This is a genomic window from Williamsia sterculiae (assembly GCF_900156495.1).
Classification (GTDB): Bacteria; Actinomycetota; Actinomycetes; order Mycobacteriales; family Mycobacteriaceae; genus Williamsia_B; species Williamsia_B sterculiae.
The window spans coordinates 159,656-181,940 of the sequence record NZ_FTNT01000005.1 but is presented as its reverse complement, the minus strand read 5'-3'; the positions used below and the strand labels follow the sequence as shown (position 1 = coordinate 181,940).

Annotated in this window: 23 protein-coding genes; 17 read left to right on the top strand and 6 right to left on the bottom strand. The window is 65.2% G+C overall.

What is annotated here, in order from left to right; translation table 11 throughout:
- Positions 1-2: 2 nt before the first annotated feature.
- The gene (locus BW971_RS10335) at positions 3-2,186 is read right to left on the bottom strand and encodes a transglycosylase domain-containing protein (RefSeq protein WP_076479405.1); all 2,184 of its coding nucleotides are present in this window, start codon (positions 2,184-2,186) and stop codon (positions 3-5) included.
- A 238-nt stretch (positions 2,187-2,424) separates the two neighbouring features.
- Positions 2,425-2,829 carry a DUF5318 family protein gene (locus BW971_RS10330; RefSeq protein WP_076479212.1) on the bottom strand — a complete coding sequence of 135 codons (405 nt, stop codon included), beginning with the start codon at positions 2,827-2,829 and terminating at the stop codon, positions 2,425-2,427.
- Between the two features lie 221 nt (positions 2,830-3,050).
- Between BW971_RS10330 and BW971_RS10325 the strand changes: the two genes are divergently transcribed.
- The 3 genes from BW971_RS10325 (at position 3,051) to BW971_RS10315 (ending at position 7,651) form a co-directional block, all read left to right on the top strand.
- Positions 3,051-3,734, top strand: a complete 684-nt coding sequence (locus tag BW971_RS10325; RefSeq protein WP_076479210.1) for a PadR family transcriptional regulator — start codon at positions 3,051-3,053, stop codon at positions 3,732-3,734.
- Positions 3,727-4,824, top strand: a complete 1,098-nt coding sequence (locus BW971_RS10320) for an inositol-3-phosphate synthase (protein WP_076479208.1) — start codon at positions 3,727-3,729, stop codon at positions 4,822-4,824. The genes BW971_RS10325 and BW971_RS10320 overlap by 8 nt, the downstream gene beginning before the upstream one ends.
- A 343-nt stretch (positions 4,825-5,167) precedes the next feature.
- On the top strand, positions 5,168-7,651 hold the full coding sequence (locus BW971_RS10315) for a CHAT domain-containing protein (RefSeq protein WP_143690298.1): 2,484 nt from the start codon (positions 5,168-5,170) through the stop codon (positions 7,649-7,651).
- A gap of 108 nt (positions 7,652-7,759) precedes the next feature.
- Here BW971_RS10315 and BW971_RS10310 read toward each other — a convergent pair whose 3' ends face one another.
- Positions 7,760-8,740 carry a zinc-dependent alcohol dehydrogenase family protein gene (locus BW971_RS10310; protein ID WP_076479204.1) on the bottom strand — a complete coding sequence of 327 codons (981 nt, stop codon included), beginning with the start codon at positions 8,738-8,740 and terminating at the stop codon, positions 7,760-7,762.
- Between the two features lie 97 nt (positions 8,741-8,837).
- On the opposite strand from BW971_RS10310, the gene BW971_RS10305 reads away from it, so the two are divergent.
- A complete protein-coding gene (locus tag BW971_RS10305) occupies positions 8,838-9,203 on the top strand; it encodes a winged helix-turn-helix transcriptional regulator (protein WP_076479202.1) in 366 nt (121 codons plus the stop codon).
- 6 nt (positions 9,204-9,209) lie between these two features.
- Here BW971_RS10305 and dinB read toward each other — a convergent pair whose 3' ends face one another.
- Positions 9,210-10,421 (bottom strand): DNA polymerase IV, encoded by a 1,212-nt coding sequence (dinB, locus tag BW971_RS10300; RefSeq protein WP_076479200.1) that lies wholly within the window; start codon positions 10,419-10,421, stop codon positions 9,210-9,212.
- Between the two features lie 51 nt (positions 10,422-10,472).
- Positions 10,473-10,970: a winged helix-turn-helix transcriptional regulator gene (locus tag BW971_RS10295; protein WP_076479198.1), complete on the bottom strand. Its 498-nt coding sequence runs from the start codon at positions 10,968-10,970 to the stop codon at positions 10,473-10,475.
- A gap of 114 nt (positions 10,971-11,084) precedes the next feature.
- On the opposite strand from BW971_RS10295, the gene BW971_RS10290 reads away from it, so the two are divergent.
- The 9 genes from BW971_RS10290 to BW971_RS10250 all read left to right on the top strand — a co-directional run bounded on the left by BW971_RS10290 (position 11,085) and on the right by BW971_RS10250 (position 18,818).
- Positions 11,085-11,510 carry a tautomerase family protein gene (locus tag BW971_RS10290; protein WP_076479196.1) on the top strand — a complete coding sequence of 142 codons (426 nt, stop codon included), beginning with the start codon at positions 11,085-11,087 and terminating at the stop codon, positions 11,508-11,510.
- Positions 11,511-11,605: 95 nt separating this feature from the next.
- Positions 11,606-12,235 carry a DUF222 domain-containing protein gene (locus BW971_RS22145; RefSeq protein WP_076479194.1) on the top strand — a complete coding sequence of 210 codons (630 nt, stop codon included), beginning with the start codon at positions 11,606-11,608 and terminating at the stop codon, positions 12,233-12,235.
- Positions 12,236-12,348: 113 nt separating this feature from the next.
- Entirely contained in the window at positions 12,349-12,690 is a 342-nt protein-coding gene (locus tag BW971_RS10280; protein WP_076479192.1) for a hypothetical protein, read from the top strand.
- A gap of 153 nt (positions 12,691-12,843) precedes the next feature.
- Positions 12,844-13,809, top strand: a complete 966-nt coding sequence (locus BW971_RS10275; protein ID WP_076479190.1) for an AurF N-oxygenase family protein — start codon at positions 12,844-12,846, stop codon at positions 13,807-13,809.
- A gap of 7 nt (positions 13,810-13,816) precedes the next feature.
- Complete coding sequence (locus BW971_RS10270; RefSeq protein ID WP_076479188.1) at positions 13,817-15,253, top strand: FAD-dependent oxidoreductase; 1,437 nt, start codon at positions 13,817-13,819, stop codon at positions 15,251-15,253.
- A gap of 51 nt (positions 15,254-15,304) precedes the next feature.
- The gene (locus BW971_RS10265) at positions 15,305-16,099 is read left to right on the top strand and encodes an LLM class F420-dependent oxidoreductase (RefSeq protein ID WP_076479186.1); all 795 of its coding nucleotides are present in this window, start codon (positions 15,305-15,307) and stop codon (positions 16,097-16,099) included.
- A 258-nt stretch (positions 16,100-16,357) separates the two neighbouring features.
- A complete protein-coding gene (locus BW971_RS10260; RefSeq protein WP_076479403.1) occupies positions 16,358-16,972 on the top strand; it encodes a dihydrofolate reductase family protein in 615 nt (204 codons plus the stop codon).
- Between the two features lie 76 nt (positions 16,973-17,048).
- A complete protein-coding gene (locus BW971_RS10255; RefSeq protein ID WP_076479184.1) occupies positions 17,049-17,534 on the top strand; it encodes a MarR family winged helix-turn-helix transcriptional regulator in 486 nt (161 codons plus the stop codon).
- Positions 17,535-18,818 carry an MFS transporter gene (locus BW971_RS10250; RefSeq protein ID WP_083709660.1) on the top strand — a complete coding sequence of 428 codons (1,284 nt, stop codon included), beginning with the start codon at positions 17,535-17,537 and terminating at the stop codon, positions 18,816-18,818.
- A gap of 98 nt (positions 18,819-18,916) precedes the next feature.
- On the opposite strand, the gene ggh is transcribed toward BW971_RS10250, so the two are convergent.
- A complete protein-coding gene (ggh, locus tag BW971_RS10245) occupies positions 18,917-20,257 on the bottom strand; it encodes a glucosylglycerate hydrolase (RefSeq protein ID WP_076479182.1) in 1,341 nt (446 codons plus the stop codon).
- A 59-nt stretch (positions 20,258-20,316) separates the two neighbouring features.
- Between ggh and BW971_RS10240 the strand changes: the two genes are divergently transcribed.
- From BW971_RS10240 to BW971_RS21890, 4 genes are all read left to right on the top strand, one after another.
- Positions 20,317-20,994, top strand: a complete 678-nt coding sequence (locus tag BW971_RS10240; protein WP_076479180.1) for an SDR family oxidoreductase — start codon at positions 20,317-20,319, stop codon at positions 20,992-20,994.
- 89 nt (positions 20,995-21,083) lie between these two features.
- On the top strand, positions 21,084-21,566 hold the full coding sequence (locus BW971_RS10235; RefSeq protein WP_234974338.1) for a MarR family winged helix-turn-helix transcriptional regulator: 483 nt from the start codon (positions 21,084-21,086) through the stop codon (positions 21,564-21,566).
- The gene (locus BW971_RS10230; protein WP_076479176.1) at positions 21,563-21,985 is read left to right on the top strand and encodes a DUF5313 family protein; all 423 of its coding nucleotides are present in this window, start codon (positions 21,563-21,565) and stop codon (positions 21,983-21,985) included. The genes BW971_RS10235 and BW971_RS10230 overlap by 4 nt, the downstream gene beginning before the upstream one ends.
- 38 nt (positions 21,986-22,023) lie before the next feature.
- Complete coding sequence (locus tag BW971_RS21890; protein WP_076479174.1) at positions 22,024-22,278, top strand: hypothetical protein; 255 nt, start codon at positions 22,024-22,026, stop codon at positions 22,276-22,278.
- Positions 22,279-22,285: the final 7 nt, after the last annotated feature.

The window sequence follows — 22,285 nt, the reverse complement described above, 5'->3', positions numbered from 1 at the left end:
CGTCAGTTCCCGGTGTTGCCACGGCCGGTGCCGGAGTTGCCTCGAACACCACCGTTTCCGGTGCCGCCGGTGTTGCCGGTGCCGTTGTTGTCGCTGTTGCCCTGGCCGGAGTCGCCGTCACCGGTCTCCTGATTGCCGCCGGGCAGTGGGATGGTGAACCCGGGGGCGAGGGTCAGCTGCGGTTGCGTCGTCTGGGTCCGGGTCGGCGCCTGCTGTGTGGGCGTGCGGGTGCTGTAGTCGCGAGTGGTCTGCTGCTCTTCCTCGGTGGTGGCGGGTGCCTCATAGGGGACGCCGGCGACACCGCCGATGGCACCGGGTTCCGGGAAGTCCTCGATCGACTGGTTCTCCAGCGCATCGTCCATGATCGCCTGCCAGATCTGCGACGGCAGACCCGAACCGTAGACGATGTTGCCCGCGTAGTTGGTCAGCGCGGAACTGTTGTCGGTACCGACCCACACCGCGGTGGACAGCTGCGGGGTGTAACCGACCATCCAGGCGTCCTTGTTGGAACCGGTGTCACCGAGCTGGGTGGTGCCGGTCTTCGCGGCCGACGGGCGCGAACCGCCGTCGAGCGCGTGTCCGTTGGAGTAGGCCGCGATCGGCTCCATCGCCGCGGTCACGTTGTCGGCGACCTTGGCGTCGAACCGTCGCTCACCCTTGTCGGCCTTGCGCTCATAGAGCACCGTGCCGTCGGCGGTCTCGACCTTCTGCACGAAATGCGGGGCGTGGTAGACACCCGACGCCGCGAGCGTGGCGTAGGCAGACGCCATGTCCAGCACGCGGGAGGGGTACTGCCCGAGGACCACGCCGCCCTCGACGTTGCCGTCGGCGTTCTGCAGCGTCTTCTTCACCGAGCCGAAGCTCTCCGGGATGCCTGCCTGATGTGCCGCGTCGGCGACCGCGCGGGCCTGACCGTTGAGGTCGGTCATCAGTCGGTAGTACACGGTGTTCAGTGACATCTTCAGTGCGGTGGCCAGGTTGCAACTACCGCAGCTCTCGCCGTCGGAGTTGGTCACGGTCAACCCACCGGGCGCGTCGAACGGCGCCGAGCTGTACACCTTGGACAGCGGCACACCCTGCTCGAGTGCGGCGACCAGGGCGAAGGTCTTGAACGACGACCCTGTCTGCAGTCCGGCCTGCGCGTAGTCGTAACCGTTGCCGTCGTTGCCGCCGAAGTAGCCGCGGATGGCACCGGTCTTGGGCTCCACCGACACCGCCGCGGTACGCAGCTTGCTCGGCTCGCCCTCGAGCTTGTCGTTGGACTCACCGACCACCGCTTTCTGCACCGTGGGGTCGATGGTGGTGGTGATCTTCAGTCCCTCGGTCTGCACCTGCTGCTCGGAGATGTTGAGCGAGTTCAGCTCGGCGAGAACCTGCTGTTTGATCAGGCCGTTGGGGCCGGAGGTCGACGCACCACTCTGGTTGTCGGTCGGCGCCGCGACCTTGGGGTAGCGCTGTTTCTGCTCGTCGGCGGCGGTGAGCGCACCGGTGCTCACCATGCCGTCGAGTACGTAGTGCCAGCGGGCCTGCGCGGCCTCGAGATTGGTGGCGGGGTCGTAGTACGAAGGCGACCGGATGGAGGAGGCCAGCACCGCGGCCTGCGCGGTGTTGATGTCCTTGATGTCCTTGTTGAAATAGGTTCGCGCCGCGGCCGCGACCCCGTACGCACCCCGACCGAAGTAGATGGTGTTCAGGTAGGCGCCCATGATGTCGTCCTTGGACCACTCGTTGGACATCTTGGTGGCGATCGCGAGTTCCTTGAACTTGCGCGTGTAGGTGCGTTCGTCGCCCACCAACGCGTTCTTCACGTACTGCTGGGTGATGGTCGAGCCACCACCCGCGTCCTCGTTGCCGGTGACCTTGCCCCACACCGCGCGGCTCAGGCCGGAGACGGAGAACCCGGAGTTGCTCGCGAACTCGCGATCCTCGGCGGCGATGACGGCGTCCTGCACCGTCTTGGGGATGTCGCCGATCGGTACCAGGGTGCGGTTGCCCTCGGGCGGAACCACCCGGGCGATCTCCCCACCCTTGGTGTCGACGATGGTCGCCACCTGGTTCTGCTTGATGTCGTCGGGGCGGGGCACCGACGCGCTGGCGTAGGTGAACAGGAAGATGGCGCCCATCACGATCACCCCGACGGGGATCAGGCTACCCAGGATGCCCACCACCCAGGCGACCGCTCGCATCGGTCCGTCACTCACTCGCCGCCGACCGCTGTCGGTCCGTTCGGATCCACTCGATCCACCGGGGCCGTAACTCACAGGTACCTCTCCGTCTCACCCGACCGCCGCGCGACTCCAGGTGCCCGCGAACGTCCGGTCAGGTCACGTCTCGGGGCTCCAACATAGCGGGCCACTCTGATTCCCTTGCCATCACCGGCATTGACCAGCACGGATACGCCTCATGCATCGTCGCCCCGCGCATTCACTCGCCTGTTCCGGCCACCCGTCGGGTGCGGCGGGTACGCGGCCGCGCAGGTAATCCGTCGATGTAGGACTGCACCAGGTGATTCCACCGGCAGGTGCGGCAGACCTCCACCACATGGACCGAGAACTCCTCGGCGGTGGTCGCGAGCTTTCCGATCTCCTCGCGGGATCGAGCCGACCCGTTGACCTGGCCGAGTTTGTCACCGTACACCCACGAGACCAGCGTCAACTGCTCCTTACGGCACACCGGGCACATCACCGGGCTGGGCCGCCCGTGGAACTTCGCAGCACGCAGCAGGTAGGGGTCGGCGTCACAGACCTCAGCCACCGCGGTGCGCCCGGAGTAGACCCCGGCCAGCACCGACTTGCGCTGGAGCGCGTAGTCCACGGTCTGTCGTTGCACCCGACCAGGGTACGTCCGTGCGGTGGCGCTGGTCGCCCGCCCGCCCGATTCGTCGGCCGGGACAGGTCATCACGTGCTGTCGACGCCCGCGTCATCTCTGAGTCGACCGTGATTCACGTCTGATCAACCCACCCGGTTATATCGGCCCGATACATTGTGGGGTAGCATCGCCCAGACGCGTTCGATCAACATGTCGGGAAACATCAGGAGGTGGTGCGGGAATGCTCGAGCTGGCGATCCTGGGACTGCTGCTGGAGTCCCCGATGCACGGGTACGAGTTGCGCAAGCGCTTGACCGGGCTGCTCGGTGCGTTCCGCGCCTTCTCCTACGGCTCGCTGTACCCCACCCTGCGGCGTATGCAGGCCGACGGCCTCATCGCCGAGGAGGTGGGACCACAGGGAACCCTGAAGCGCCGAGCCCGTCGCGTCTACAGGTTGACGACCGACGGTCGGCAGCGGTTCACCGAACTGGTGGCCGACACCGGCCCGCAGAACTACACCGACGACGGGTTCGGCGTGCACCTCGCGTTCTTCAGTCGCACCCCGGCCGTCGCCCGGATGCGGATCCTGGAAGGCCGCCGCCGTCAGGTCGAGGAGCGCCGCGAAGGGCTTCGCGAAGCCGTCGGACGGTCGAACCGAGCGGTCGACCGCTACACCCGGCAGCTGCATCAGCTGAGCCTGGAGTCCAGTGAACGCGAGGTGCGATGGCTCAACGAGCTCATCGCGGCGGAGACGTCCGGGGTGGGCCCCGAGGGCGTCGCCGACCTCCCCGGGGATCCGGGGGCCGGATTCGACATGGCGGACGGCATCGACGCCGCACCCGCCACCACAACTGCGGAGCCGGCCACGACCGGCACGGCACGACCAGTTACACCGAAAGTAGAAGGAGAGCCCGACCATGGGTGAACGAAACACAGTGCGCGTGGCCATCGTGGGCGTGGGAAACTGCGCCTCATCCCTGGTCCAGGGCGTGCAGTACTACAAGGACGCCGACGAGAACGCCACCGTTCCGGGCCTCATGCACGTGAAGTTCGGCCAGTACCACGTGCGTGACGTCGAGTTCGTCGCCGCCTTCGACGTGGACGCCAAGAAGGTCGGTTTCGACCTCTCGGAAGCGATCTTCGCGTCGGAGAACAACACCATCAAGATCTCCGACGTGGAGCCGACCGGTGTGCAGGTGCAGCGCGGGCACACGCTCGACGGCCTGGGCAAGTACTACCTGCAGACCATCACCGAGGCTCCCGGCGACGGTGTGGACGTGGTGCAGGCGCTCAAGGACAACGACGTCGACGTGCTGGTCTCGTATCTGCCGGTCGGGTCCGACGAGGCCGACAAGTTCTACGCACAGTGCTGCATCGACGCTGGTGTCGCCTTCGTCAACGCGCTGCCGGTGTTCATCGCCTCCGATCCCGAATGGGCCGAGAAGTTCCGCGCGGCCGGTGTGCCGATCGTCGGTGACGACATCAAGAGCCAGGTGGGCGCGACCATCACCCACCGCGTGATGGCCAAGCTGTTCGAGGACCGCGGCGTGGCGCTGGACCGCACCTACCAGCTCAACGTCGGCGGCAACATGGACTTCAAGAACATGCTCGAGCGTGAGCGTCTGGAGTCGAAGAAGGTCTCCAAGACCCAGGCCGTGACCTCCAACCTCAACGGTTCGCTGGCCGGCAAGATCGAGGACAAGAACGTCCACATCGGGCCGTCGGACCACGTCGCATGGCTCGACGACCGCAAGTGGGCCTACGTGCGCCTCGAGGGTCGCGCTTTCGGTGACGTGCCGCTGAACCTGGAGTACAAGCTCGAGGTCTGGGACTCCCCCAACTCGGCAGGCATCATCATCGACGCCGTTCGCGCCGCGAAGATCGCTCAGGACCGCGGCATCGGCGGACCCGTGCTGCCGGCCTCGGCCTACCTGATGAAGAGCCCCCCGAAGCAGCTCGCCGACGACGTCGCGCGCACGCAGCTGGAGGAGTTCATCATCGGAGCCGATTCCTGATCGTCGTCATCGACGACGGCCCGTCGCCTCGGCGAGGCGACGGGCCGTCGTCGATCTACAGGTACGTCCAGTTCACTCACGATCGCGGAACTCCGCGTGGGTAGCCGTCTTGGCCTGAACCACATCCGCACCAGTTGCTCTCATTCGAGCAATAGGTGGCATGACGCGCGTAGGTAACAGCAATCCTGAGGTAGCGACCTGAATTGCCCCTAGACGGTATGTGGTGACACCCGGCGTTTCGTCGGGGGTTGCGGGCCGGGGCAGCGCAACCGTCTAGATTCGTATCAGCGCGCGCAGCACGTACTCGAATGTTGGGCAGCAGTCCTGCATCTACCATGTGAGCGTGTCTTCGCCAACGCACCAACTTCTTAGCGAGATTGAGGCTGCCTACGACGGGGGCATGAACCCGGGGAAATATTCAGGGTTGAGCAATGACGCGATTCGAACCCTCGCGGAACCAAAGCTCGACAGAGCAAACCTGCTCAACGTGCAATCTGCATCACCCGCCGATGCTCAGGAGGCTGCACAACTCTACGGAGAATGCGTGTCCGTAGCCCGCGACAATAAATTCTACTATTTAGAAAAAGATGCGCTTAGCCGGTATGCGCAGCTCCTGGCATCAGTTCAGGCACCCAAACGCGATATATTTCGCGCTAGGGCCAGCGAGCTATTTTTGCAACTTGGCGAATTTTGCCAGCAACACCGCGATCGAGAGATGGCCGCTATCGCGCTGACAAACGGCGCGTTATGCCTTCTAGAGATGTCCACGCCGTCGCGGGATCAATTGCATCACGCCAGGAAACTCTGCAATCAAACCATTTCGATGCGAAGGAAGAACAGCGCCGACTACGCGTATAGCGCTTTCAATTTGGCATTGGCCGAGCGGAGAATGGCTAGCTACTTGAGAGATTCGGAGAAAACCCTCGCGTATTCGCGGGCCCGCCTTTACCTTAAACGTGCCATGCGAGTTTTCAAGAAGCTTGACTCGATTCCCGTGGGGCTCAAAGCCACCTATCATCAGAACGTACTCGAGCTACTGCTCGACTGGTTCAGTTTTGAGGTCGTTCGAGCTCGACACACCAAGTATGAATCCTGCGTCCCATCGAGCGACACGAATCCAGAAGATTGGGGGATTCCTACCGCAGAATACGCACGCCTCGCAAGGGCGAACCCGATCGTTTTTGGATATGCCGATGAGCCAGAGTGGCTTCCAAGCGAACCCGCGGTTGTGAGCAGCGCGATCGACGCAGTGCCGGATTTCAGTACAGATATGGAAGCCGCTGAAGCCTACTTAGGCGCAAGCACGTTAAAGCACGACACACTCGAACTGGCGCTGTTCAAATTACGATCCGCAATTACGGCGTGCGGAGGCCCTCCTGCGCCACCTATTCGCGCCCTTGACAGCATCTGGGATTCCGGCCAGAAGGAAGTATTCTTTAACGCAGTAACCCCCCTAATCTCTTGGGAGGATCTCGCTGTCGCTCTCTCCGATGAGGACATTCTTCGATTGTGTAGGCGGATCTACCAGTGTTTAGTGTTTTTCAGGGCAATGTGGTCAGAAGACGACATCCAATCCGTTCTTAGAAGCGATCAGTTATCGTTTAGGTTTGCAGCTTGCCAACTTGCGAGGTTGGAGGCTTGGAAAGACGCCTACCTAATGCTTGAGGCGTCACGCGGGCTTAAGTCATCGAAAACGATTGCCAACGATCCGACTCTGTTCGACTCTTTTAGCGACGAGATTTCATGGGTCCACGTTACACATAGCCCACAGTCGAGCTACGCCATTGTGCGACAAAACGACCGCTTCTCGGGTGCCTGTTTTCCTAAGCTTTCAGGGAAAGACCTGACCGGCGAGTTAATGAGTTTCGCTCTCGGAGGCCTGCTAGTAGCTGGATCGGCTGACCGAGCCGCGGCGAGGAGTTCGGCTCAGCGGATTGAGTCTATGTTGACCGAGCTAAGCGCTTGGATCTGCAAGAATACGACGGATGTTGTCGCTCTTATACCTGGCGGCTATTACCAGGGTTTTCCACTGTGGGCTGTTGGCGATCTGGGCACTCGGCTGCTTGAAGGCACAAAGCGGATTACTACCGTGCCATCTCGATCCGTGGCGTACGAACTCGAGAACAGGCGGCCGAGCTCAAAGCGCTTGTTGCGTACGATAGCGATTGAGGCGGCGTATGACGTAGCCGGCATTCCACCCCTAAACTGGTCAAAGCACGAACCCGCTTTAGTTAAGAAGTCGGTCCCAGAAACCTGGGAGGTCGTAACGCACGACGCGACAGCGGGCTCAATTACCGAGTCGCTGCGGACGGCGACGATCTTACACTTCACTGGCCATTCTAAGTCGAGTTTCGACCCTCTGCAGTCAAGCTTGTTTACGCATGGTCAGCCCGTAAGCGTTATGCAGATCCTCTCGATAGAGGCCTGCGCAGCTCTCGCATATTTTGGGTCCTGCGAGTCCGGTCTGGCACGAAATGATGATGAGATGCTAAGCATCCAGACTGCATCGTACTACGCTGGGGTTTGCGCGACGATCGGAACTACTTGGGCGATTAGCGATCCTGTAGGATTCGGTTTCGCAGCAGCCTTCTACGAATCCCTGAGCACCAAAGGGTTCGGTTCATCTGATGAATTCGGTATAGATGACGCTTACGAAAGCTACGTCCGTGCACTGGCCTGGCTTCGGGAGACGTCCATTGGCCGCGCGAACGAAACCTTCAACAAGTATGGTGCACCCACACTGGCGGGTAGCGCTGACGTAAAGGCGTTTGACTTTTACGATTGGGCTGCATTTGGTTTTATGGGCGTTAGGTTGGATACCGCTTGATGGAATCTCTTCGCCTCTTAATCAGTTCGGTGACGTATCGCTGAACCTGGAGTACTAGCTCGAGATCTGGGACTCCCCCCAATCGTCGATGCCCTGCGGGCCAACGGATCACGTGGTCAGCACGATCTTGCCGAGCAGATCACCGGTGTCGAGGCGCCGGTGAGCGTCCACCACATCGTCGAGGGTGAACACCGAGTCGATCGTCGGGATCAGGGTCCCGCTACGCACCCCCGCGCCGAGGAAGGCGGCCATCCGTCGGACCGCGGCCGGGTCTGCGAGCAACTCGAACCCGACGTAGCGGTGGATGGTGAGCGGTCCGGTCATCGGGAAGGGGGCCGGACGCGGGTCGAGCCACCCGACGGTGACCAGGGTGCCGCCGGCCCTGACGTTCTGCGCCAGGCCGGACAGACCGGGGCCCATCACCGAGTCCAGGATGATATCGGCCCCGACGCCTCGGGTCAGACGACGTACCTCGTCGGCCAGGTCGTCGGTGTCGGTGGCGATCACCGCGGCCGCTCCGGCGGCCAGCAGCGCATCCCGCTTGGCGCTGCGCCGGGTGACCGCGATGGGGGTCGCTCCGATCTGGTTGGCCACCTGTATCGCCGCGAGTCCCACCCCGCTGGAAGCGGCGGTGATCAGCACGTGGTCGGCGGGGCGCATACCGGCCTTCTCGATCAGCGCGCCATATGCGGTGGAGCCGCCGACCCAGAGCGCCGCAGCGTGTGTCGGGTCGAGCCCGTCGGGGCGGGTGACGACGGCATCGGCCGGTACCACCGTGTGGTCGGCATAGGTGCCGTTGAGGTCCATGGTCGGCAACGCCGCGACGATGACGGCGTCACCGACCTCCCAGCCCTCGACACCGTCACCGATCGCGTCGATGATCCCGGTTCCCTCACAACCGAGGCGGGTGTGCGGCGAGCGGATCGGTCGCGGGTAGCCACCGGTACGCATCATCGCGTCGAGCCGGTTCACTCCGACGGCCTCGATGCGGATGCGCACCTCGCCCGGGCCCGGTTCATCGACGAACTCGTCGACGACGCGCAGGACGTCGGGTGCACCGGTCTCGTCGAAGACGACGACTCGTGACATGGAAACTCCGATCTTCGTGACAGGCCGCGATTCCGGGTGTGGACCGGGCACACACGACGCTAGGAAGTCCCCGGTTACCGGTTGGTACCTTCGAGGTGTGGAGTCCACGGCGAAGTCCGGTCAGCTCGTCGACTGTCCGGCTCGGCTGACGGTCGAGATCATGGGTGACAAGTGGTCGGTGCTGGTGCTGTTCGCGCTCGGCCAGCGACCCCGTCGCCACGGTGAGCTCGCCGAGGTGATCGGCGGTGTCTCCCGCAAGGTGCTCACGCAGACGCTCCGCAAGTTGCAGGGCTACGGATTGGTCGATCGCATCGTGACATCGGGGCAGGTGTCCTACCGACTGACCGAACTCGGCGGTACGTTGATCGACCCCATCGAGGCGCTGAACCAGTGGGGTTATGAGCACAGTGGTTCGGTGGCCGACTTCCAGGACGCCCACCCCGGGGATCCGGCGGTCGACTAGCGCGGCTCAGTCGGGCAGCATCGGCACCTGCATCCCGTCGTCGCGACCCAACAGCACCGCGCGGGTCAGCGCCGACGAGCCGAAGCGGTCGCGTAGACCGTCCATCGCGATGTCGAGTTCTTCGCGATGGTGCTCCTCGAAGGGCAGTGCCAGTTGTACCGACAACGTGTCGCCGAGGTTGGTCAGCGACAGTCCGATCAGGGTGCATCCGCGTTCGGAGATCAGCGGTGACGCATCGGCCAGCAAGCCGCGGCCCGCGGTCATCAGCACGTCGGTCCGGTCGGTCGCCTCGAACAGCGTGTGCGATCGGGTTGCGCGGGTGAAGTCGTCGAAACGGAGGCGTAGCACCACGGTTCGACAGATCCGTTCGGCCGCGCGCAATCGTTTGCCGAGTCGATCGACGATGGCGACGACGGTGGCCTCCAGTTCGGCCGGGCCCTTGGGGCGGCGGCCGAGGGCACGCTGGGAGCCGATGGATCGGCGCCGGGTGCCCACCTGCACCGGCCGGGGGTCGCGGGCCATCGACAGTGCGTGGAGATGGCGACCCGCTGCCCGCCCGAGCAGCGAGCCGAGGGTCGTCTCCCCGGTGGCGGCGAGGTCGCCGACGGTGCCGATTCCGGCCTCACGGAGCTTGCGGGAGGTGACCGCACCTACGCCCCAGAGTCGTTCGACGGGTAGCGGATGCAGGAACTCGAGTTCGCCGTCGGGTGGCACCTCCAGCAGTCCGTCGGGTTTGCCGACGGCACTGGCCACCTTGGCCAGGAATTTGGTCCGGGCGACCCCGACGGTGATGGGCAGACCCGCCCGATCGCGCACCTCTGCGCGTAAGCGGTCGGCGATCTCCACCGGGGTCCCACGGAGGCGCCGCAGACCACCGACGTCGAGGAACGCCTCATCGACCGATATCCCCTCCACCAGCGGGGTGGTGTCGGCGAAGACATCGAAGACCGTCCGCGAAGCCGCGGTGTACGCATCGAAGCGGGGCCGCACGACCACCGCCGATGGACACAGGGCGAGGGCCTCACGACCGTTCATCGGCGTGCGGACGCCGTGTGCTTTGGCCTCGTAGCTCGCGGCGAGCACCACGCCCATCCCGACGATCACCGGTCGCCCACGCAGGGCGGGGTCGTCACGCTGCTCCACCGAGGCATAGAACGAGTCGAGGTCCGCGTGCAGGATCGACGCGTCCTCTCGTCCGCCGGCCGAAAATCGAGGCATAGAACATATGTTCGCATGAGGGGCGGACACCCGCCTCCGCACATCCTCGACTCAGGACGTTCGTCGACCCCGTGGGTCATGCCGTCGACTCGCGCGGATCTCGATCTCGTCGGAGGTGGTCTCGGCGGGTTCATCTCCGGTGACGCAGATGCGGACCGGTTGGCCGGTCTCCGCGTGCACGAAGGTGAGGGGTGGTTGACCGTCCTGGAGGTGATCGTCACCCCACGACATCAGGGCCAGGAAGATCGGCAGCAACTCCTCGCCCGCGTCGGAGAGTCGATACTCCTCACGACGCCGGTCGCCGGCTTCGCGGTACGGAACGCGGTGGAGTACGCCCCCCGTTTCCAGCTGTTTCAGTGCGCGCGAGATGGCGGGTGCAGAAGCACCCACTCGCTCCACGAAATCCTCGAACCGCGTGGTGCCGTAAAAACACTCGCGAACGACGAGGAACACGGTCTTGGTGCTGAGTAGGTTCAGCACCTTTGCCGCAGAGCAGTCGTCACCGGCAGACCACCGCCGGCGGTCGCTCAACCGCGTCTCGAGTCGCATGGGCACCACACCATCCTAGCTACATAACCATTGCGTTACTCAGAGGATCGTGGTTGCATCTGGCTAACGCCAAGATTAGCCAGCCCTCGTCATCGCACAGATCGGACCTCCGCCATGCCCATGTGGACCATCCACCACACACCAGGGACTCTCACCGACGATGACAAGAGCGCGCTGGCCTCCGACATCACCGACCATTACGCGGCGGTCGGGTTGCCCCGGTTCTATGTGATCGTCGTCTTCCATGAGGTGACCGCGAAGAACATCTACGTGGGTGGCATTGCCCCCGATAGTGTCGTTCGCATCTCCATCGACCACATCGCCCGCCGAAACCCCGACGAGAAGGGTCGACGTCGCACCGCTCGATGGGTCGGCGACATCGTTCAACCTCACCTGGACAGGGCAGCGGTTCGACACTGGGAGTTCCACATCGACGAAACCAGCGACCAGTTGTGGATGATCAACGGCCTGGTGCCGCCGCCGGGAGGATCCGATGCCGAACAGGCGTGGGCGCAGGCAAACCAGACGTCGCGCTATTGACCTCAGACGCACGGTGAGAACATGCATCAGTCTCTGTGAGCGGCAATCTTGTCAATACATCGCTGCACAACATGGCCGCAGGCAGACTCGAACATATGCTCCCCAGTCTGACCGCCGACTCCGCCGCGGGTCGCGCACGCGACTTGTCGTCGGTGTTCGCTGCACTGGGAGACTTTGACACCGACGAGCTGCTCACGGTGCGGGAAGCTCTGTCCGACAGGTTGGTCGGCGGGTGGTTTGTGGAGTTGGACGACGAGCAGGCCGACGCCGACGTTCTCGCCGCCGCAGCAAAACGTGACCACCGGTCGGCGGTGCAACGCAACCATGACGCGTTCACCCTGATGCTCAGAACCATCAGCGAGTCGGGGGCGTTGGGTCAGCACCGAGGCTTACCGGCACAGGTCATCGTCGTCATGGCCCTCGAGGAGTTGGAAGCCGAGACCGGGATCGCGACCACCGCCTCCGGCGGGCCCCCCGTCCGCGACGCCCCACGACCAACCCCTGGCCGCCTGACGCTGCGACGACCGGCGCGTTACCGCGCGAGTTCATTACCGTGTGGGTCACATCAACGGCGGAGGCGGCGGTGTCTGCTCAAGCAACAGGACATGATCGGCCGGAAGGGTGGCGCGGTCCGCCGGGCCTCGGCCTGGCGACCTCCGCAACTCTCGGCATGGGGTTACTCCTCTGCGCGAGATATGACTGGTGGCCGGTCGGAAAGAACCTGACGAACACCGGACATCTCGAGCTGATCGCCATCGCATTGATCGTTCTGTTACCCACTGCCACTCTCTGGCTCATCCGTACGAGCCTGACCCTCGTCAACCGAGGTGCGTGGAGCATGCGATGTGCTCTCGTCCCGTCGATCGTCCTGTCGGCGGCGGTGGTCGCGGTGGTCCCAGGACCGACGACCTTCGACGACGAACGCTCACACTTCGACGCGTTGGCGCAGCGTGTGGCCGCGAATCCGTCTGGTTCCTACACGAACGTGCACATCGGACCGTTCGACATCAAGGCGGCGACCCTGCGATCCGAAGACAAGGGGATATACCTGTACGACGCCGATGCCACATTGAGCTTTGCCGGATGGGTGTACGCGGTACATCAACGGCCCTCCTACTACCCTTTCTCCACCCTCAAGGATCTGGGAGGTGGGTGGTACGAGTTCGTCTCGTACACCTGACACACGCGCAGACCCGCGACCCGCATAAAGATCCGACGTCCATCCTTGCGCGGCACCCGGTACTTATGTGTAACGTGTTGTCACAGATATCCGACGTGTTGTGGTGACGCGGCGCCGAGCCGACCATCGCGACACAGCCAGAGGAGAAGCACGATGACGGTCGCGGTGCGCTCGGACTACGAGGAATTGTTGAAGACGCTGTCGGAGGCGTCGGTCGAGCGCCACTTCGACGCGTTCGCCGACATCTCCTGGGACGACCCCCGGTTCGAGATCATCCCCGATGATCCCCGCTGGGTCCTGCCCGCCGCCGATCTGCTGGGCGCCACCGACTGGTACCGAGGCCTGCCGCTGCACCGGCAGATCGAGATCGGCATGTACCGGCAGGCCAGCATCGTCAAGGTCGGCCTCCAGTTCGAGCAGATCCTGATCGGCGGGATCATGAACTTCGCGATGCGACTGCCCAACGGCTCACCCGAGTTCCGTTACGCCACCCACGAGGCGACCGAGGAATGTCATCACACCCAGATGTTCCAGGAACTGGTCAACCGGATCGGGGCGCCGGTTCGCGGCGGTCCCCGATGGTTCCGTCGCCTCGGCCCGCTGATGTCCTATGCCGCCGGTGTGGTGCCCTTCGGCTTCTTCGTCGGCGTGCTCGCCGGCGAGGAACCGATCGACTACATGCAGAAGACCATTCTGCGCAGCGAGTCGGAACTGCACCCGCTGCTGTCGCGCATCATGCAGATCCACATCGCCGAGGAAGCACGACACATCGGCTTCGCCCACGAGTACCTGCAGCACACCGTCACCAATCTCACCGCGCGGCAACGATTCCTGGTCGCGTTGGCCACCCCGGTCGTCATGCGAGTGCTGTGCGACGTGATCATGAAACCCGGCAAGCAGATGTGCCGGGACCTACAGATCCCGCAGAGCGTGGTCGACGAGGCGTGGTGGGACAGTCCCGATTCACAGCGCATGCTCCGCGACATCTTCGGCGACGCCCGGATGCTGGTCGAAGAGCTGGATCTAATGACCCCGGCCGCGGCGCGGATGTGGCGTGCCATGAAGATCGACGGCCGTCCGTCGCGTTTCCGCAACGAGCCGCGACGCGCGGCCGGCTAGTCGCCCGATGGCCTATGTGATCACCCAATCGTGTTGCGTCGACGCGTCCTGCGTCGCAGCGTGCCCGGTGAACTGCATCCACCCCACCCCGGGTGAGCCGGGATTCGGGACAACCGAGATGCTCTTCATCGACCCCGCCGCATGCGTCGGCTGCGGCAACTGCGTCGGCGCCTGCCCCGTCGGTGCCATCGCCAACGAATCCTCGCTGATGCCAACACAGTTGCCGTTCGCGGAACTGAACAGGACGTACTACGACGAGTTCCCCCACGACGATCGACCCATCCTGTCCCCACTCACGCCGCAGCGCCGCCTGCGCGCCGGGGGTCCGTTCCGCATCGCCGTGATCGGTGCGGGTCCGGCCGGGATGTTCGCGGCCGATGAACTCCTCAAGCACCCCGAGATCGCCGCGGTCGACGTGTTCGAACGGCAGTCGACGCCGTATGGGCTGGCCCGTCGCGGGGTGGCTCCCGACCACACCGACACCAAGAAGGTGGCGGACCTCTTCGCCGCCATCGAGGCTCAACCGCGGTTCGCCTACCACTTCGGTGTGAGCGTGGGGACGGACATCACCATCGACGAGCTCCGGTCTCGTTACAACGGGGTCATCGTGGCCGTCGGTGCCCCCGCCGACCGACGGCTGCTGATCCCCGGAGAGGACCTGCGGGGTTCGTTGGCCGCGACCCAGGTGGTGGGTTGGTACAACGGCGATCCCGACCACGCCGACGTCGACGTGCCGCTCACCCACAATCGTGCGGTGGTCATCGGCAACGGCAACGTCGCGCTCGACGTCGCGCGCATGCTCACCCGCGATCCGGAATGGCTGGAAACACACACCGACATCGCCTCAGGAGCCCTGGGCGAGCTGTACGGCAGCACCGTCGACGAGGTCGTCGTCCTCGGCCGTCGGGGTCCGGCCGACGCCGCCTTCACCGTTCCCGAACTGATCGGGTTGTCGACGCTCACCGACGTCGACGTCGTGGTGGACGCCGAACCCGACACGCTGACCGGTGCCGACACACGCAGCCGCTTGCTCCGTGAACTGGCCGAACGCCCGCAGCCGTCGACCCCCGGTGTCACACGCATCGTCCTGCGCTTCGCGACCACACCCATCGAGATCATCGGCGACGGGCACGGCGTGACGGGGGTACGGGTCGCGAACACGGGCCACGATGACGCCGATGAGATCATCGACGCCGGCCTTGTCGTCCGCGCCATCGGCCATCGCGGCCGACCGGTCACCGGACTACCGTTCGACGAGGTGACCGGCACCATCCCGAACGATCGCGGGCGGGTCGAGCCCGGGGTCTACGTCACCGGATGGATCAAGCGTGGACCGCGCGGTTTCATCGGCACCAACAAGACCTGTGCGGAGGAGACCGTCGGTGCGGTCCTCGACGATCTCGAGCGGGTCGGACCACCACTCCACGATGCGGTGAGTCGGTAGCCGACGCCGCCGTCCGCATCACGGTCCTGCAGTCTCGGGCAGACTGGAGCCATGGCGAATTCCATCCGTATCGGTGTACAGATCCAACCCCAACAAAGTCCGGAATACGGCCCCATCCGTGACGCGCTCAGACGCGCGGAGGACGCCGGGACCGACATCGCGTTCAACTGGGATCACTTCTTTCCGCTGTACGACGACCCGGACGGTCCGCACTACGAGTGCTGGACGATGCTCGGGGCCTGGGCCGAACAGACGTCGAACATCGAGATCGGCGCGCTGGTCACCTGCAACTCGTACCGCAACCCCGACCTGCTGGCCGACATGGCCCGCACCGTCGACAACATCTCCGGTGGACGCCTGATCTTCGGCATAGGTTCGGGATGGTTCGAACGCGACTACACCGAGTACGGCTACGAGTTCGGTACCGCGGGCACGCGCCTCGACGCCCTCGGCGAGGCGCTTCCCCGTATCACCGAACGCTGGTCAAAGCTCAACCCCGCCCCCGCCCGCGACATCCCCGTCCTCATCGGCGGCGGTGGCGAGAAGAAGACCCTGAAGTACGTCGCCCAGTACGCCCAGATCTGGCACTACTTCGTCGATCTGGAGTCCTACCTGCACAAGTCGGAGGTGCTGGCCCGACACTGCGCCGACATCGGACGCGACCCGGCCGAGATCGAGCGGTCGGCGGGTCTGCGGTTCGACAACGGGGTCGACGAACTGTTGCGCAGCGCCGACGAGCTGGCGGACGCCGGGGTGGGGATGATCACCGTCGGCACCGGTGGCCCCGACTACGACCTGACCGCGCTCGAGGCGCTCTGCCGCTGGCGGGATCAGCGCAACGGCTGACCCGATGACCCGATGACCGGGTGACCGCGTTCGCTCGCGGTCACCCGGTCCTCGCGGTGTCGCCACCATGGCGTGGTGATCCCGATCTCGGGACGCGACATCACACATCGGCTGGTCTCCCATCAGGAGTTCACCACCGACGAGTTCCTGTTCGGCGTCCGACCCCTCCCCCGCGGCTCCGATGAGTTTCGCAGCACGGCACGGTCTACTCCCCCGACGAGCCCGGTACCACCGGAGCCGCGAACCAGAGGAGAAGCGATGTCGAACACCAGAAAACTCATCGTCCAGGAATTCCTGACTCTGGACGGTGTCATGCAGGCACCGGGCGGACCGGAAGAGGACGAGTCCGGACGATTCCCGTTCGGAGGCTGGACCGCACCGTATTTCGCCGAGGCCGACGCGGCAGCCGGTGACGTCATGGCGAAGTGGATGGAGTCGACCGACCTGCTGCTCGGCCGCACCACCTATGACATCTTCTCCGGGTACTGGCCGAGTCATGCCGAGATGTGGCCCGGTATCAACGACGTCACCAAATACGTCGTGTCCCGAACGGTCGACGAGAACACCTCGGACTGGCCCCACGTCGTCTTCCTCGACGGTGTCGAGGCCATCCGTGAGCTCAAGGCGTCCGACGGTCCCACCCTCAAGGTGCACGGCAGCGGCGGTCTCGCACAGACCCTGCTGGAACACGACCTCGTAGATGAATTACAGCTGATGACGTTCCCGATCACGCTCGGCGTCGGCAAGAGGCTGTTCGGCGAGGGCACGTCCGCGGCCGCGTTCACCATGGTCGACAGCCTGGTGACGCCGAACGGCGTGGTCTTCGGCCAGTACCGCCGGGCCGGTGACGTGGAGACCGGTTCGGTGGCCTGAGGAGTTCCACAGATCACACCTCGATGACGCTCGGAGCGGTAGTAGTTAGTTTCACTAAGTGTTAGTGTTACTAACTATGTCCACCACGACTGCTCCCGATCTCGGCACCCTGGCCGGCGCGTTGCGTCCGACCATCGGTCGCCTGCATCAGATCCTGCGTCGGCGCACCGCCGTCACCGAATACACGGCGGCTCAGGCGACGGCGTTGGTGACGCTGCTCGATCACGGTCCCCTGCGGATGGGGGAACTCGCCGATCGCGAAGGCGTCCGGATGCCGACCGCGACAGCGTTGGTGGACGGCCTGAGCAGGCAGGGCCTGGCCGAGCGGACACCCGACCCCGAGGACCGGCGGGCCGTGTTGGTGCAACTGAGCGCCCACGGTGCCGAGGTCCTCACCGACGTCGCCGGACGTCGAGACGAGGTCCTGGTGTCGGCGCTGCAACAGATGTCGTCCGACGACATCGCAGCACTCGGTCGAGCGGTACCCGCTCTGGTGGAACTCAAGCACCTTCTCGAGGCGAACGGCCGCCCCGAATCTGCTGCAACCGATTCGGAGAACTGAATGACGACAACACAGGACCTGCCCACCCGGGCCGAGCAGAGTCACCCCCGGCAACACGGCCACCCGTCGCTGACCGACGCGTTCCGCGGACAACCGCGGGCCGTCTGGGTCACCGCCTTCGCCGCGGTGATCGCCTTCATGGGCATCGGACTGGTGGACCCGATTCTCAACACCATCGCCGAGGCGCTCAACGCGCCGCCCGAGAAGCTCACCCTGTTGTTCGGTGTGTACATGGGGGTGCAGGTCGTCGCGATGCTGCTCACCGGGTGGTCGGCCTACCGGTTCGGGCCGAAACGCACGCTGACCGTCGGGCTGGTGTGCATCGTGATCGCCGCCGCCGTCTCCGCGACCGCGGGTGGCATCGACGAACTCATTGCCCTACGCGTGCTGTGGGGGCTGGGCAATGCGTTGTTCATCGCGACCGCACTGGCGTTCATCGTCGGATCGGCCCGCGGCGGACAGCAGGGCGCGATCCTGCTCTACGAGGCCGCACTGGGCGTCGGCCTGGCCATCGGCCCGCTGGTCGGTGCCACCCTCGGCGAGTGGACCTGGCGGGCACCGTTCGGCGGCACCGCGATCCTGATGCTCATCGGCGCCATCCTGTGCGCGTGGATGCTGCCCGAGGACGCACCCCGGTCGACCCGGCAACCGGTCTCGCTGCTCGACCCGATCCGCGCGCTGCGCAACCGCACGCTCTTCATCACCGGCCTGGGGTCGGCGTTCTACACCGGCGCCTTCTTCACGGTCATCGCGTGGGCCCCGCTGGTGATGGGTCTGCGGCCGATCTACGCCGGGCTGGTCTTCTTCGGTTGGGGTCTGTTCGTCGCACTCAGCGGTGTGTTCATCGGCCCCCGTGTCGCACAGCTGATCGGCGAGAAGGCGGGCGTGATGAGTGCGATCGGCGTGTACGCCGTGGTGATGGCGGTGGCGGCCTGGGCCGTGGTCATCGGCAACGTCCCGCTGATCATGGCGGTGGTGGTGATCTCCGGGATCCCGTCGGGCGTGCTCAACACGCTGTTCACCGGTGTCGCGATGGCTGCGGGCGACGCACCTCGATCGGTCGCGAGTGCGGGGTACAACTTCCTGCGGTGGTTCGGTGCCGCGGTCGCCGCGGTGCTGTGCGCCCACCTCGCCGACTGGTTCCACAGCACGTCCACGCCGTTCTGGTTCGCGGCAGGCTATTGCGTGGTCGCCGTCGTCGCGGTGTCGCTGGTGCGGTCGGCGAAGGCAGACTCGCACGAGGTCCCGGCCGGCGCCGCCCTGGTGGGCAACGAGGAGATGTAAGGCACGCTCGACGCTGATGTCGGCCCACTCGACGGGTTCAACCGTCGAGTGGGCCGTTGTTCGTGTTGAGTGGGCCGTTGTTCGTGGCGAGTGGGCGGTCAGTCGAGCCAGTCGAGGACGGCAGCCGCGGTCCAGCTCTGCTGCATGCTGCCCAGTGGTTCGCCGGTGAACGGTTCGTAGTACTCGGCGAAGGCGCCGTCCTCGGCCTGCCGCAACCCCTCCTCCCGCAGCCGCGCGGCCCGCTCCGGCCAACCGCGCCGCGCGAAGGCCCACGAGAACAGCCACGTCATCACCGGCCATACCGGACCGCGCCAGTACTCGCGGGGCCGGAAGTCACCGGAGATGGGTGAGTTGGACGGCGGGACCGCGTACCTGAGGTCGGGATGGCCACAGAACCGCGGACCGTCGAACAACCGCAGCAGCGCCCGCTCGCGTTCCCTGGGCAGTCCCCCACAGAGCAGCGGGGCGAAGTTCGCGATGGTCTCGGTGTGGATCCACCGGCGGGCGCGCAGGTCGTAGTCGGCAGCGGCGCCGTTGCGTTCACTCGACGCGGCGACGACGCCCGATCGAAACCGGTCGGCCCAGGCCCGCAGGTCGCGGACGTCCGAGCGGGGTTTCGCATAGTCCTCGCCGATGGTCGCGAGAACGTCGCAGGCAACCGCGAAGATGGCACTGACGAAGACGTCCTCGACCGCGAAGTCCATGACCTTGGGCAGCACCGTGTCGTCGTATCCCGCACGTTTCATCTGTTCCAGCAGCCAGATGTAGCGGTCGTATTCGAGATTACTCGGGCGCATACTCGCGTCGACGACGTGCTCGAGATCGGCCCGCCGATACGGCGGGAGGTCAGGTCCGGGAACGACGTTGGCGTACGCCGCATCCCAGCGTGGCGAGTTGTCCATCCCCGACTCCCAGCCGTGGAAGATGGTGATCCGACCCCGACCCTCCGGATCCCGAGCCCGCGCCAGCCAGCGATGCCACCGCACCAGATCACCCCACCGCCTGTCGAGGAACTCGTTGGTCATCGCGCGGGTGGTGCGTCCCCGCCGTCGCGCGTGGTCGAGGATTCGCTGGACAGCGATGGCGTGCACCGGCGGCTGGGTGATGCCGGAGGTCTCGACCAGGCCGGGTGCCTTGTCGGTGACCACGGAACACTCCCAGCGCGCCGGACCGGGGAAGTACCCGTCCATCCCGTTGGCGAACACGATGTGCGGGATCATCCCGTTGCTCCACTGCGCCGACAGCAGCGTGTCCAGTTCCATCACCGCGCGCTCGACACTGAGGGGGGCCAGACCCACGCTCACGAAGGCCGCGTCCCAACTCCACATGTGCGGGTACAGCTTCGGCGCCGCAGTGGTCATGGTGCCCAGGTCGTTGCCGCGGAGCAGGTAGGCGGCCCGCGCCGACAGCTGGGTTGAGGTGAATCCGACGTGGGGCATCCGGTCATTGTTGCCCCTGTGCCGGATTTCCGCCGACCTGCGGTGGCTAGCCTGGGCTGATGCCCACCGCTCTGATCACCGGCGCGAGCCGCGGCGTCGGCGCCGCGATCGCCCGCCAGCTCGCCCCCACCCACGATCTGTTGCTCGGCGGTCGCCCGTCGGCCGAACTCGATGCGCTGGCCACCGAGCTGGACGGTGCCAGCACCTGGCCGGTCGAGCTCACCGATCCCGACGAGGTGGAGGCGGCCACCGAGGCCATCTCCGAGCTCGACGTACTGGTGCACTCCGCGGGCGTCGGGGGCATCGCGCCGGTCGAGGACCTCTCGACCGAGGAGTGGCAGCGGATCCTCGCGGTGAACCTGATCGCCGCCGCCGAGGTCACCCGGCTGCTGTTACCCGCATTGCGCACGGCCTCCGGACACGTGGTGTTCATCAACTCCGGCGCCGGGCGCAACGCACGACCGGGGTGGGGCGCATACGCGGCCAGCAAGTTCGGGTTGCGAGCCTTTGCCGACTCGTTGCGCGGGGAAGAGCCGGACCTGCGGGTGACGTCGGTCTATCCCGGCCGGATCGATACCGACATGCAGCGCGAACTGGTGGCCATCGAGGGTGACGAGTACGACCCCTCGAAGTTCCTCACCCCCGAGACCGTCGCACGGGCGGTGGTCTCTGCCGTCACCACCCCCGCGGACGCCCACCCCACCGAGATCGTGTTGCGCCCCACCGGACGCGCCTGAGCGATCACGCGCATAGCTCGAGGACCAGTCACTCGAGTAGTTAATGCACTAACTAGTGCTACACGATTCAATCGGCTACTCTGGATCTCGTGGCCCTGAATCCCGTCGCTCCTTCCGACGACCTGCTGCAACTCGATCGGCAGGTGTGCTTCGCGCTGGCCGTCACCAACCGCACCGTGCTGAACATCTACCGACCGCTGCTGGAGCCCCTGGGCCTCACCCACCCGCAGTATCTGGTGATGCTGGCGCTGTGGGAGCGCGACCCCCGGTCGGTGCGGGACATCGGAAACGCTCTGATGCTCGACTCGGCCACCCTGTCCCCCCTGCTCAAGCGGTTGGAGAAGGCCGGGCTGCTCACCCGACAGCGCGCCGTCGACGACGAACGTCAGCTCGACGTCGCGCTCACCGACACCGGACGGGTCCTCCGCGAGCGGGCTCTGAAGATTCCGCCTGCCGTGGTCGCCACTCTGGGGGTCACCCTCGACGATCTCGAAGAGCTGCGTGCCGTGTTGTGGAAGATCAACCGAGCCGCGCAGACCGCCGTCTCGGCACCGGGTGAGCGCACCCGATGAGTGCGCGACGTCGCCCCACCCCGGTGCAGTGGGTGCTCTACTGCTTCGGACGCCCCCTGCCCGTCGACCTGCGGGACTGGGTGCGCAACGATCTCACCGGACCACATGCGTTGTCTCGGCACCTGATCCGCGGGATGGTCCCCTTTGTCCCGATCTTCGTCATCTTCCTGCTGCTACCCGGCGCGATCTGGCTACGCCTCGCCATGACCGCACTGGGACTCATTCTGGCGCTGATCTATTCGGCCGCGTACATGGTGCAGAATCGCGCTCGCCGCCTACATCAACACGGCCTCGATCCGGCGATCGAACCGGTGCGCGTCGCGCGGGAGCGCGAACGGGCGAAACGATCCTACGAGGCGATCTACGGACGCAGCCGAACCGTCACCGGTCAGCACCGCAATTCGCTACCGAAAAAATAGGTTTCGCAGCCACGGCCGAAAGTTGTTCACTGGTGGGCATGAACGAGTACCGCACCTACCAGAGGTTGACGAGCGACCCCGTGATGAGTGCCGCGTACTCGCGGATCGCCGACCTCCACGATGAAGCCGATCGGCGCCGGAGACGTTCTGCGGCACAGGGTTCCGGACGCGCGACGCATTCACTGCGGACGCGGGTCGCGCGGCTGCTGTACCGCTGCGCCGGCTGGGTGGAACCGCGACCGATGGGTCAGCAGGCGATGGCGACCACCTGCTCGCCGGCGTCCGGCCCCTGACCGGCCC

What these genes read in the sequence shown, in the direction of transcription:
- BW971_RS10280 (WP_076479192.1), top strand. Translation starts at nt 12,349, where the DNA reads ATGCGATGTGCTCTCGTCCCGTCGATCGTCCTGTCGGCGGCGGTGGTC.
- BW971_RS10325 (WP_076479210.1), top strand. Translation starts at nt 3,051, where the DNA reads ATGCTCGAGCTGGCGATCCTGGGACTGCTGCTGGAGTCCCCGATGCAC.
- BW971_RS10275 (WP_076479190.1), top strand. Translation starts at nt 12,844, where the DNA reads ATGACGGTCGCGGTGCGCTCGGACTACGAGGAATTGTTGAAGACGCTG.
- BW971_RS10320 (WP_076479208.1), top strand. Translation starts at nt 3,727, where the DNA reads ATGGGTGAACGAAACACAGTGCGCGTGGCCATCGTGGGCGTGGGAAAC.
- BW971_RS10250 (WP_083709660.1), top strand. Translation starts at nt 17,535, where the DNA reads ATGACGACAACACAGGACCTGCCCACCCGGGCCGAGCAGAGTCACCCC.
- BW971_RS10310 (WP_076479204.1), bottom strand. Translation starts at nt 8,740, where the DNA reads ATGTCACGAGTCGTCGTCTTCGACGAGACCGGTGCACCCGACGTCCTG.
- BW971_RS10335 (WP_076479405.1), bottom strand. Translation starts at nt 2,186, where the DNA reads ATGCGAGCGGTCGCCTGGGTGGTGGGCATCCTGGGTAGCCTGATCCCC.
- BW971_RS10230 (WP_076479176.1), top strand. Translation starts at nt 21,563, where the DNA reads ATGAGTGCGCGACGTCGCCCCACCCCGGTGCAGTGGGTGCTCTACTGC.
- BW971_RS21890 (WP_076479174.1), top strand. Translation starts at nt 22,024, where the DNA reads ATGAACGAGTACCGCACCTACCAGAGGTTGACGAGCGACCCCGTGATG.
- BW971_RS10260 (WP_076479403.1), top strand. Translation starts at nt 16,358, where the DNA reads ATGTCGAACACCAGAAAACTCATCGTCCAGGAATTCCTGACTCTGGAC.
- dinB (WP_076479200.1), bottom strand. Translation starts at nt 10,421, where the DNA reads ATGCCTCGATTTTCGGCCGGCGGACGAGAGGACGCGTCGATCCTGCAC.
- BW971_RS10295 (WP_076479198.1), bottom strand. Translation starts at nt 10,970, where the DNA reads ATGCGACTCGAGACGCGGTTGAGCGACCGCCGGCGGTGGTCTGCCGGT.
- BW971_RS10255 (WP_076479184.1), top strand. Translation starts at nt 17,049, where the DNA reads ATGTCCACCACGACTGCTCCCGATCTCGGCACCCTGGCCGGCGCGTTG.
- ggh (WP_076479182.1), bottom strand. Translation starts at nt 20,257, where the DNA reads ATGCCCCACGTCGGATTCACCTCAACCCAGCTGTCGGCGCGGGCCGCC.
- BW971_RS10240 (WP_076479180.1), top strand. Translation starts at nt 20,317, where the DNA reads ATGCCCACCGCTCTGATCACCGGCGCGAGCCGCGGCGTCGGCGCCGCG.
- BW971_RS10270 (WP_076479188.1), top strand. Translation starts at nt 13,817, where the DNA reads ATGGCCTATGTGATCACCCAATCGTGTTGCGTCGACGCGTCCTGCGTC.
- BW971_RS10265 (WP_076479186.1), top strand. Translation starts at nt 15,305, where the DNA reads ATGGCGAATTCCATCCGTATCGGTGTACAGATCCAACCCCAACAAAGT.
- BW971_RS10290 (WP_076479196.1), top strand. Translation starts at nt 11,085, where the DNA reads ATGCCCATGTGGACCATCCACCACACACCAGGGACTCTCACCGACGAT.
- BW971_RS22145 (WP_076479194.1), top strand. Translation starts at nt 11,606, where the DNA reads ATGCTCCCCAGTCTGACCGCCGACTCCGCCGCGGGTCGCGCACGCGAC.